Origin of the sequence: Syntrophomonas sp. (assembly GCF_028707975.1) — a bacterium.
Classification (GTDB): Bacteria; Bacillota; Syntrophomonadia; order Syntrophomonadales; family Syntrophomonadaceae; genus Syntrophomonas.
On the sequence record NZ_JAQVZX010000167.1, the window covers coordinates 1 to 2844 of the forward strand.

The 2844-nt window shown below is 44.1% G+C and carries 2 protein-coding genes; both read left to right on the forward strand.

Annotated elements, in window-relative coordinates; genetic code table 11:
• Nucleotides 1-5 precede the first annotated feature (5 nt).
• Nucleotides 6-965 (forward strand): Rpn family recombination-promoting nuclease/putative transposase, encoded by a 960-nt coding sequence (locus PHP87_RS11745; protein WP_299921598.1) that lies wholly within the window; start codon nucleotides 6-8, stop codon nucleotides 963-965.
• A gap of 460 nt (nucleotides 966-1425) precedes the next feature.
• Nucleotides 1426-2844: hypothetical protein (locus PHP87_RS11750; RefSeq protein ID WP_299921596.1), on the forward strand; the 1419-nt coding region annotated here is incomplete at its 3' end.

The window sequence follows — 2844 nt, forward strand, 5'->3', positions numbered from 1 at the left end:
CCGAAATGAAAAAGGCGGGAAACTTAGATGATCGCTTTATCATGTCCCCTAAGATTGATTTCGTATTCAAACTAATTTTTGGTGATGAAAAAAACAAAGATATATTGATTGCTTTTCTCAGTGCGGTATTAAAAATGCCGGTAGAGGAATTTGCGGGTATTGAGATAATCAACAACGAATTGTTAAGAGAATTTGCGGAAGATAAGAAAGGAATTCTGGATGTAAGGGCTAAAATGAGCTCTGGCAAACAGATAGATATAGAGATTCAAATACTGCCCACCCAATTCATGCCGGCCAGGACTTTATTCTATTGGAGTAAAATGTATAGTTCCCAGGCCCGGGCCGGGGATAGTTATGCGGTACTTAAAAAATGCGTAACCATAAATATATTAGACTTCAAATGCATTCCCCTTAATAAACTGCACAGCTGCTACCACTTGACTGAAGATGAAACCGGCTACCAACTGACGGACATCCTGGAGATACACTTTTTAGAACTGCCCAAGCTTTTTGATGAAGCTGTAGAAAAGGATGAAAGCGAACCCGTAACCCAGTGGATGGAATTCATTGACGGAAGATCCAAAGGAGTGATGGAAATGCTGGCCACTAAAAATGAGGAGATAAAAAAGGCCTTGAGTATTCTGGAAATAGTAAGCCAGGATGAAAAGGCCAGAATGCTTTATGAAGCCAGGGAAGCGGAAATCCGCGACCAGATAACCAGGATTGAGTCAGCCCGCGAGGAAGGCCTCAAGGAAGGTATGGAAAAAGGTATGGAAAAAGGCATAGAAGAAGGAGAAGCAAATGCTCTAGCAAGAACTGCTATAAAATTACTGACTAAAAAATTTGGATTGTTACCGGAGGAACTTAAGACGGGGATATCAAAATTAAACCCACCAACTTTGGATATTATGATTGATGGCATTTTAGATTACGAAAGCCTGGAAGATATAAAAAAGCACATTTAACACTAGCATAAGGGGGACAGTTCCTATGTCCCTTTGAGCATGACAGTAAGAACACAAGGAGATATAAATAGTGTTATTAGAGCTAGCCAATACCGTGGTGGCGGTGCTTAGCCTGCCAGGACTATTCTTAGTTGATGACTATTTGCCAGCTAGCCAAGGAGATGTTTCGTGCGGCTGGTAGTCTGTCATGAACATAAAAGGACCTAAAAAAGGTCAATTGCCTGTAAGGTCTTGTTATTTCTATGCTATACTGTAAATAAAAAGGGAGGGTTGATGGGTGTACGAAATTGATTAGCAGTGGGAAAGAAAGCTGATGAACTACTAGAGTTTAATGATAAAGCCGTCTCGCTGGCGTGACTATGTAAGTAGCTTGCTTGAATTGGAAGATTAAGATAAAATATAGTATTATTAGAGGATCAGGGCTGAAATAAAGACCCAAAAAATGTTCGGAGGATAAAGCATGGATACATATTTATGGAAAAGATTAAAGGGTTTATACTTATTGCTAGTTTTTACTTTATTACTACTTCTACCCTCAGGCTCGGCCTACGGGGCCACAAGCTACCGGATACAAGGAGAGCTACCCAAGTACCCGGCCAGTGATTTCAAAGAAGAGGAGCGGGCTTGCGCACTGGCTACTGTTAAAATCGTTGCCAGCACCAAAGATGCTTTCACGGCTTCCGGTAGTGAATCCTACTGGGCCGAGTTTCGCCTGCCCCGAAATTTCTATATAACCTCAACCGGCATCTATGGCGACGGCCGGCAGGGTGATGTGGAACTAGCCCGGGGGAGAGGTTTTGAGGACCAGGCCCGGGCAGTGGAGATTAAACCTATAGCCGAGGAGAGGAACAAGCCCGGCTATTACCGGGGGTTTGAAATTATGGTAGAAAATATAGAACGCCCCGATGATTATCCCGAGCTGCAGTTGTACTTCAACCGGGTGGTAGTACCCCGTGGCTATAAGGGCAATGTAGAGCTTAGCATTGATAGTGCTGGAGCCGGTTTTTCATCAGGCAGTCTTACCATAGCTAATATTATGTCCGCTCGCCTGACGGTGGAAGCCAGTGAAGTCCAGTTCCTGGTCGGCAGTGAGCAAGCTCTGGGGCCTATCAGAGTCACGGAGAACATGCCGGGTACCTTTGAATATATCGAAATGACTTTGCCTGGCGGTTACCAATGGAATCAAGATAGCTGCTACATAGACCCTATGCTGGGATTTCGACATGATTTTAACGGTGATGGCCGCTATGATAAGGATGATTTCATGATAAGCGTAGAAGGCGACAAGTACGGTCAATCTATTCTGCATATAGAGGCATTGGGAAAAACAAAAACTGTGGGTAAAATGGAAATAGAGTGCAAGGTTCAGTTTAAGGATGAGCATAGCTCTTATGGTGATCTCAGTTTGCAGCTAAAAAGCAATGCGGAGCTTAACGTGAGTAGCCTCAAAGTAGCCAGCTATAGCCAGCAAAAGATAGACTTGAGCGTACAGAATGTAAAAGATGTTTATGGAGGGCTTTGCGCTCAAAAAATCGGCAACATCATTATTAGCGAAAATGCTCCCACAACCCTGGCAAGTAACCGCCGTGTTACGCTTTCCCTTCCAGAAGGAGCGAAATGGGCCGGCCTTCCCTCTGTTAAATTGGAAGGGGACAAATATCTGGATATAGGCGATCTAGTTATTAATTCTGAAAAAAATCAGCTTAGTTTTGAAATTGAGGATAGCAGCCGGGAACGTCCCGGTAAGATAATTCTGGAGGAGGGTAAGGTAGATCTGGCCACCGACTTTCAAGGTGAGCTGGTGGTCGAGGTTGCTGGTTCCGCCGGAGTTTCTGGGTCCAGTACTGTCGCCAGGGTCAAGCCTGCCTTTACGGGAATT

Excerpts from the sequence above, each read along its gene's own strand:
- PHP87_RS11745 (WP_299921598.1), top strand. The coding sequence starts at position 6 with ATGAAAAAGGCGGGAAACTTAGATGATCGCTTTATCATGTCCCCTAAG.